Raw genomic sequence first — 7,168 nt, 5'->3', positions numbered from 1 at the left:
GTTCGGTGCGTGCGATCGGCGTGCGCCGTGAACGGTCATGTGGCGGAGCCACCTGTCCGTTCACGGCGTGCGGCGAGCGTGCGTGCCGGGCGCCGCGACGCCGCGGAGATCCATCAGAAGCCCCCTAGGTGCCGATCCGGCGCGGCGCCGCCCGGGTGGGGTGTCCATCAGTGGAAGAAGTGCCGCGTCCCCGTGAAGTACATCGTGACGCCAGCCTTCTCCGCGGCCTCCACGACCAGTTCGTCGCGGACGGAGCCGCCGGGCTGGACCACGGCCTTCACTCCGGCCCCGGTGAGGATCTCCAGGCCGTCCGGGAAGGGGAAGAACGCGTCGGACGCGGCGTACGCACCCGCGGCGCGCTCGGCACCCGCCCGCTCGACGGCGAGCTTGGCGGAGTCGACCCGGTTGACCTGCCCCATGCCGACGCCCACCGAGGCGCCGTCCTTGGCGAGCAGGATCGCGTTGGACTTCACCGCGCGGCAGGCCTTCCAGGCGAAGGCCAGCTCGGCCAGCTCGTCGGCGCTCAGCGCCTCGCCGGTCGCCAGCGTCCAGTCGGCCGGGTCGTCGCCGTCGGCCTGGAGGCGGTCGGTGACCTGGAGCAGCGCGCCGCCGTCGATCGGCTTGACCTCGACCGGAGCCGAGGGGCCGTCGGGACAACGCAGCACGCGGATGTTCTTCTTCTTGGTGAGGGCCTCCAGCGCGCCGTCCTCGTAGTCCGGCGCGACGATGACCTCGGTGAAGATCTCCGCGACCTGCTCGGCCATCTCCTTGCTGACCGGGCGGTTGACCGCGATCACGCCGCCGAACGCCGACAGCGGGTCGCAGGCGTGTGCCTTGCGGTGCGCCTCGGCGACGTCCGCGCCGATCGCGATGCCGCAGGGGTTGGCGTGCTTGATGATCGCGACGCAGGGCTCGGCGTGGTCGTACGCGGCACGGCGGGCGGCGTCCGTGTCCGTGTAGTTGTTGTACGACATCTCCTTGCCGTGCAGCTGCTCGGCCTGAGCGAGACCGCCGCCCTCCGGGGAGACGTAGAGCGCGGCCGGCTGGTGCGGGTTCTCGCCGTAGCGCAGGGTGTGCTCGCGCTCCCAGGTGGCGCCGAGGAAGTCCGGGAACCGCGACTCGTCGGCGGGGGCGTAGGAGGAGGCGAACCAGGAGGCGACCGCGACGTCGTAGGCGGCCGTGTGCTGGAAGGCCTCGGCGGCGAGCCGCTTGCGGGTGGCGAGGTCGAAGCCGCCGTTCCGGACGGCCTTGAGCACATCGGCGTACCGGGCGGGGCTGGTGACGACCGCGACCGAAGGGTGGTTCTTGGCGGCGGCGCGGACCATCGAGGGACCGCCGATGTCGATCTGCTCGACGCACTCGTCGGGCAAGGCGCCGGAGGCGACGGTCTCGCGGAACGGGTAGAGGTTGACGACGACGAGGTCGAACGGCTCGACACCCAGCTCGGCGAGCTGCCGCCGGTGGTCCTCCAGGCGCAGGTCGGCGAGGATGCCGGCGTGGACCCGGGGGTGCAGGGTCTTGACCCGGCCGTCCAGGCACTCGGGGAAGCCGGTGAGTTCCTCGACCTTGGTGACGGGGACGCCGGCAGCGGCGATCTTCGCGGCGGTGGAGCCGGTGGAGACGAGCTCGACCCCGGCCTCCTGGAGCCCGCGCGCGAGGTCCTCGAGCCCGGTCTTGTCGTAGACGCTGACGAGCGCCCGGCGAAGGGGCCGCTTGTTGCTCTCGGCGGTCACTGGATAACTACCTTTCGTCCCTCAATGCGGTGGCCGTTGCGGGCGAGGCGCCCCACGACCTCGACGAGCAGCCTTCGCTCGACTTCCTTGATGCGCTCGTGCAGAGCGCTCTCGTCGTCCTCGTCCCGGATCTCCACCACGCCCTGCGCGATGATCGGCCCGGTGTCGACGCCGTCGTCGACGAAGTGGACGGTGCAGCCGGTGACCTTGGCGCCGTACGCGAGCGCGTCCCGCACGCCGTGGGCTCCGGGGAAACTGGGCAGCAGCGCGGGGTGCGTGTTGACGAACCGCCCGCCGAACCGCGTGAGGAACTCCTTGCCGACGATCTTCATGAACCCGGCGGAGACGACGAGATCGGGCTCATGCGCGGCGACGGCCTCGGCGAGGGCGGCGTCCCACTCGTCGCGGCTGCCGTGGTCCTTGACCTTGCACACGAAGGTCGGCAGCCCCGCGCGCTCCGCACGCGCCAGTCCCTCGATGCCCTCGCGGTCCGCGCCGACGGCCACGATCTCGGCCCCGTACTCCCGCGCGCCGACGGCGGCGATCTCGTCGAGCAGCGCCTGAAGGTTGGTGCCGGAACCGGAGACCAGCACGACGAGGCGCTTGGGGCGCGGGGCCACGGGCTTGGCGGCCACGGTGGAGGCCTTTCTCGGGGAAGCGTCTGTCCAAGGCGGCCGGCGCTCAGCGTTTTGTGCATTCATACGAATGCTTTGCGTCCCCGGATACGGGGAAGCCTACGAACCGGCCGGCCGTCAGCAACGATACCGGCACACCGGACGGCCCCCACGGGACGGGGGCATGGCCGGAAGGTAGCGTCTGGACCGGGCCGGTTCGGGAACGACGTCCGGACGTGGTGCGTTCAGGAGGTGACGGACCCGGGTCCGACGCCGTTCCGTTCTGTCCACTCATTCCTCCTCACCAACGGGAAGACGCTCACTTGATGCCGGACCGCAGCCTGCGACTCCTCACGTTCCCCCAGCTGTCGCCGCAGGGAGGGGAGCGCGGCGCCGTGCTGCCGCGGGAGCGCTCCAGCACACCTCCCGACGCGCCTTCGAGCGGCGACGGCGGAGACGGGCGGGGGCGCGGATCCCAGGAGGACAACCCCTTCGCCCCGCCGCCCGAGGGCACCCCGGACCAGCCCTGGCAGCCGCGACGCACCTCGGGTGACGGCTCCCAGGACTCCGGAGACGGCGGCGGCGGACGCGACCGCTCGCCCTGGGGCAGTCAGTGGAGCGACCAGCAGCCCGGCCGCTCCCCCGGCGGCTTCGGTGAGCGTCCCCGCGGTGGTCCCGAGGGCCAGGGCGGCCCCCAGGGCGGCGGTCCGAACATGCGCTGGGACCCGAAGGACCCCGCGCAGCGCCGGGCGCGCTATGCCCTCCTCTCGGGCATGTGGGCCTTCTTCTTCGCCCTCTTCAGCTGGCCGTACGCGGCGCTGCTGCTCGGCGCGCTCTCCCTCTACTGGGCCATCAGCTCCCTGCGCGCCAAGCCCCAGCGGCCCGACCCGGACTCCCCGGCCCCCGAGCAGCAGGGCGGCCGTCCTCAGACGACGGCGGCGGTGAGCGGCCTGGTCACCGCGTCCCTGGCGATCGCCCTGGTGGCCGCGTCCTTCACGGCGCAGCTGGTCTACCGCGACTACTACACGTGCATCAACGACGCCCTGACCAACGAGGCGAAGCAGTCCTGCTCCACGCTTCTGCCGGAGGAACTCCGGAAATTCCTGGAGACGGACGACTGACGTCCTAGCGGTTCTCCGGCGGTGAGGACCGGCCGGGCGGGGCCGGAGCGTCGGGCGGCTCGGGGGCCGGGCCGGGCGACAGGAAGTCGTACTCGCAGGGCTCGAAGGGGGCGTACGGGGCGTAGGACGTGTCCGGGCCGGGGGCGGAGGAGTGTGGCGCCGGGGTGACGTCCGCCGGTTTCGCATCGCGCCCGGGGCGTCCTGGGTCACCGTTGCCCCAAGCGCCTCCGGGATCTCCAGGATCTCCGAGATCCGCGAGATCCCAGAAGGAGGCGGCGCCGTCGTCGCCCCTGGCGCGCACGGCACCCGGACCGGCGTCGGCCTCTCCGGAACTGCGGAAACGTCCGTCGTCGTCGTAGCCCCCGGTCCGCCCGGCACCCCCGGGGCCGTCGGCGGCTCCGGAACTGCGGAAACGTCCGCCGCCGTCGTAGCCCCCCGCTCGCCCGCCACCCCCGGGGCCGTCGGCGGCTCCGGAACTGCGGAAACGTCCGCCGCCGTCGTAGCCCCCCGCTCGCCCGCCACCCCCGAGGTCATCGGCGGCTCCGGAACTGCGGAAACGTCCGCCGCCGTCGTAGCCCCCCGCTCGCCCGCCACCCCCGAGGTCATCGGCGGCCCCGGCACCCCCGGAACGCCCGCCGCCCTCAAAACCCCCGGCCCGCCCGGCACCCCCAGGAGCGTCGGCCGATCCGGGGCCGCGAGAAGCCCCGGCTGCCCGGCTGGCGTCCGATGCTCCGGCGCCCCCGGCCACTCCCGCGATCCCGGCGACTCCGGTGCGCGTGAACCAGCCGCGGCCGAGCCGGGCACCCTTCCGCAGACGCCCGGCCCCATGGGCGCCCTCAACCGCGTCCTCCCGTTGCCTGCCGACCGTCGGCTCAGCCGCCCGTGGCGACCGGCACCGCCAAGCCCGTACGCCGATCGCCGTCGGGATCGCCGACAGTCCCAGCCAGGCCAGTGTCGCGGCGCCGACCTGCCACCAGACCGGACCGAACCGGGACAGCACACCGGAGCCGAGGGGACCGCCCGACAGCGCGGCCAGCCCCGCGAGCACCACCGCGCCCAGCAGAGAAGCCAGCGCCGCGGCACGGGCCGTGCGACCGGTCGTCCACACCGCGAGCCGCGCACTCCCCGGCCTCGTCGCGGCACCCTCCGCGGGCGCCGCCCACTTGGCCACCGTCCGGCCCACGACCACCCCAGCGACCATCGGCACCACCACGGCCGCCCAGTGCAGCGGCGTCCCCTCCCCCGCCTCCGGCACCGCCGCCAGCAGCGGAAACGGCGGCAGGAACGGAGCCGGCGCCGAGGACAGCGGACTCACCGCATGACCGGCACCGAGGGCGAACCCCGGCCCGAGGGCGTAGGCGGCACCCCAGATCGCCGCGTTCGGGACCAGGGCCGCGCACAGCAGCAGCACGGCGGCCCGTCCTGACCATCCCTCGGTCAGCCGGAGCAGGGACACCTGGGCCATCGAGCCATGACCCACGAGCGACACGGTCACCAGCAGCGCACCGCCGCCGAGGAGCACCACCACCCCGGCCGCCGCGGCCCGTGCGGCGACACCCGGGCGCCCGTCCGGGCCGAGCACCAGCGGGCGCACTCCCGCCGGCAGCACACCCAGCAGCCGCCCCAACGGCCTGTGCGGGCGGCCGTACGCCGACCACACGCCCGCCCCCGCGGCCGCGACGGCGACCAGCAGGACACCCGCCCCCGCCCCCACCCAGGAGGGGCGCAGCGCCCCACCGGCGGCATACAGGGCGGCGGGCACGGCGACGGCGAGGTATCCGAGGACCACCCCCGCCCACGCCGCGCGAGGAGCGACCAGGGGCGGGGCCGCGACCGGCTCGGCGTCCGCCCCAAAGTCGTCGTCCTCGTCTCCTCCCCCGCCGTCCGTGGCGTCCCGTGCCGCCCGGTGCAGCAGCCACACCGGCAGTGCCAGCAGCAGCAGGGGCGGGACGCCCATGGGAGCGGGGGCACCGGAGAGCGTGTCGGTGCGGACCAGCTCGGCACCGTGCGCCAGCAGCCACAGGGCCGCCGCCACGTGCATGGCCCCGCCGGGTCCGCTGTCGGGATACGGCGAGCTGATCCACAGCAGCATCACGAGCACGGCGAACGACGCGAGCCCCAGGCCCGCCGCGAGCGCACCCCCCGTGAAACCGCCGGCCAGTCCGGGCGAACGGTCCCGCATCCGGGTGAGCAGGGGCGACGGGGAACGGCGGCGAGCGGTCATCTCGATCACGACCGCCATGCTCCCAACGACACACGCTTTCCCGTCGTAACAGGCGAACCATCGCCGTGTCGCTCAATATATGCTTATGTACTTTTCTGGACGGAGGGGCGCCCTGTGACAGAGAGCCCTGCCATCCCCCTCCCCCCGCCCAAGGAACGCCGACGCCTGCGCGAGGCCGCCTCGCTGACGCGGGCTCAGCTCGCCTCCCGGGTGGGTGTCACCAGCCAGACGGTGCGCGGGTGGGAGACCGGCCGCTCCACGCCGCGCGGCCGCAAAGGGGAGAAGTACGCGGAGCTGCTCAACTCTCTGGCATGCGAGGCGGAGGTGACATCCCCTCAGGAGGGCCCCGCCGAGGGCGATGAACCGGTGACTGGGCCCGGGGCTTCGGCTTCCCGGCGAGCGGCCCGGGTCCGGCCCAAGCCCGCCCCTCCCGACCGGAAGCGGCCCGCCGCGAAGGACCGGAGCCGAGGACCCGTCACCGTCCCCGACCGGAGCGACACCCCCGTCCCGCACGGACACAGCGTCATCCTCACGAATCGCCCGCGTACGGCGTCACCGTGCCGGCCGGACGACGCCGTCGCCGCCCTGACCCCCGAGCAAGCCTTCGACGCGCTCTACTCCTTCTGCGCCCCCGCCCTGGTCCGGCAGACCTACCTGCTGACCGGCCGCCGCGAACTGGCCCGGGAGTCGGTGGAACGGGCCTTCCAGATCGCCTGGCAGAGGTGGCCCGAGGTGGCCCGCGACCGCGACCCGGCGGGCTGGGTGCGTGGCATGGCGTACGAGTGCGCGCTCTCCCCGTGGCACCGGTTCCGGCCGCGTCACCGGTACCCCGAGCCGCCCCCGCCCGGCGCCTCCGACCGCGCGCTGATGGACACCCTGCTGCAGCTCCCGCCGTGCTACCGACGCACGCTCGTGCTCTACGACGGGGTCGGGCTCGGCCTGCCGGAGACGGCGGCGGAGACGGAGGCGAGCACCCGCGCGGCCGTGAACCGGCTGGCGCACGCACGCGAGGCGATCGCCGAGCGGCTGCCGGAGCTGGCGGACCCGGAAACACTGCACTGGCGGCTGGTCGAACTGGCCTCCACCGAGCGGCTGCGTGCCTCCAAACCACTGGACGTCCGCAGGGGCGGTGAGCGCCGGGCCCGCTTCTGGACCCGGGCCGCCATCGCCTTCACGGTCGCCCTGATCGGCACGACGGCCCTCACCGTCCGTACGGCCCCCACGCGCTACGAGCCGCCGGTACCGGCGGGAGAGGAGATCCAGGGCGTGCCGCCACCGGTTGCGCCCGGACCGCTGTCGGAGTCGGAGCAGAAACTGCGCGCGAAGCTGCGTGAGGAGCAACAGAAGGGCCCCGACCGGTTGCTGCCGCAGCCCCGGTGACGGGCGTGACGGTGGCCGGGGGGCGTGGTGGTCGAAGACCGTGGACACGGTGATGGGCCCGCCCCCTTCGGGGAGCGGGCCCATCGGTGTGCGCTA

5 protein-coding genes are annotated in these 7,168 nt (G+C 74.0%); 2 read left to right on the top strand and 3 right to left on the bottom strand.

The features are described 5' to 3' along the window. Nucleotides 1-167 precede the first annotated feature (167 nt). Nucleotides 168-1,733 (bottom strand): bifunctional phosphoribosylaminoimidazolecarboxamide formyltransferase/IMP cyclohydrolase, encoded by a 1,566-nt coding sequence (gene purH, locus ABTX62_RS35280; RefSeq protein ID WP_352120008.1) that lies wholly within the window; start codon nucleotides 1,731-1,733, stop codon nucleotides 168-170. After that, nucleotides 1,730-2,368 (bottom strand): phosphoribosylglycinamide formyltransferase, encoded by a 639-nt coding sequence (purN, locus tag ABTX62_RS35275; RefSeq protein WP_352120007.1) that lies wholly within the window; start codon nucleotides 2,366-2,368, stop codon nucleotides 1,730-1,732. The genes purH and purN overlap by 4 nt, the downstream gene beginning before the upstream one ends. A gap of 305 nt (nucleotides 2,369-2,673) precedes the next feature. Between purN and ABTX62_RS35270 the strand changes: the two genes are divergently transcribed. Beyond that, nucleotides 2,674-3,468, top strand: coding sequence for a hypothetical protein (locus ABTX62_RS35270; RefSeq protein WP_352120006.1), 795 nt, complete (start codon nucleotides 2,674-2,676; stop codon nucleotides 3,466-3,468). A gap of 4 nt (nucleotides 3,469-3,472) precedes the next feature. On the opposite strand, the gene ABTX62_RS38095 is transcribed toward ABTX62_RS35270, so the two are convergent. After that, nucleotides 3,473-5,710: a cell division protein PerM gene (locus ABTX62_RS38095; RefSeq protein ID WP_502998072.1), complete on the bottom strand. Its 2,238-nt coding sequence runs from the start codon at nucleotides 5,708-5,710 to the stop codon at nucleotides 3,473-3,475. 96 nt (nucleotides 5,711-5,806) lie between these two features. Here ABTX62_RS38095 and ABTX62_RS35260 point away from each other — a divergent pair, with 96 nt between their 5' ends. Further along, a complete protein-coding gene (locus ABTX62_RS35260) occupies nucleotides 5,807-7,072 on the top strand; it encodes a helix-turn-helix domain-containing protein (RefSeq protein WP_352120005.1) in 1,266 nt (421 codons plus the stop codon). The last annotated feature ends 96 nt before the right edge of the window (nucleotides 7,073-7,168 follow it).

The sequence above is a fragment of the Streptomyces sp. NPDC096046 genome (assembly GCF_040303285.1).
In the GTDB taxonomy this organism is placed as follows: Bacteria; Actinomycetota; Actinomycetes; order Streptomycetales; family Streptomycetaceae; genus Streptomyces.
The sequence above is the reverse complement of the archived record's forward strand: the minus strand, read 5'-3'. Positions and strand labels throughout refer to the sequence as shown.

Excerpts from the sequence above, each read along its gene's own strand:
- ABTX62_RS35270 (WP_352120006.1), top strand. The coding sequence starts at position 2,674 with ATGCCGGACCGCAGCCTGCGACTCCTCACGTTCCCCCAGCTGTCGCCG.
- ABTX62_RS38095 (WP_502998072.1), bottom strand. The coding sequence starts at position 5,710 with ATGGCGGTCGTGATCGAGATGACCGCTCGCCGCCGTTCCCCGTCGCCC.